This is a genomic window from Dietzia sp. DQ11-44, from assembly GCF_014145205.1.
GTDB classification, from domain to species: Bacteria; Actinomycetota; Actinomycetes; order Mycobacteriales; family Mycobacteriaceae; genus Dietzia; species Dietzia natronolimnaea.
Genome location: NZ_JAALEC010000315.1, coordinates 1 through 244, shown reverse-complemented (window position 1 = coordinate 244; position 244 = coordinate 1). Strand labels below are relative to the sequence as shown.

Genomic DNA, 244 nt, shown 5'->3' with positions numbered 1-244 from the left:
CGATGACGTGGTCGATCTCGCAGTCGCGTGCGTCAACCGTGCAGCCGGGGTGGCGGCAGGTCCCGTCACGCAACCGGATCCTCTCGGCCAGCGCCGGGGTGATGAAGTACTTGAGCATCGCATCCGGTGTGTCCTGGACGCCGGGTTGCGGGTCGATCAGCTCGAACCGCACTGTGGCCTCGCCGCCGGAGAGCAGTTCCTCGCACAGCCAGTCGAAGCTGGCGTAGGCGCCGTTGACGAACTG

1 protein-coding gene is annotated in these 244 nt (G+C 66.8%); it reads right to left on the bottom strand.

Translation table 11 applies throughout. The features are described 5' to 3' along the window. Positions 1-244, bottom strand: a 244-nt coding sequence (locus G6018_RS08650; RefSeq protein ID WP_182639397.1) for an HNH endonuclease signature motif containing protein, incomplete at both ends; no start/stop codon positions are given.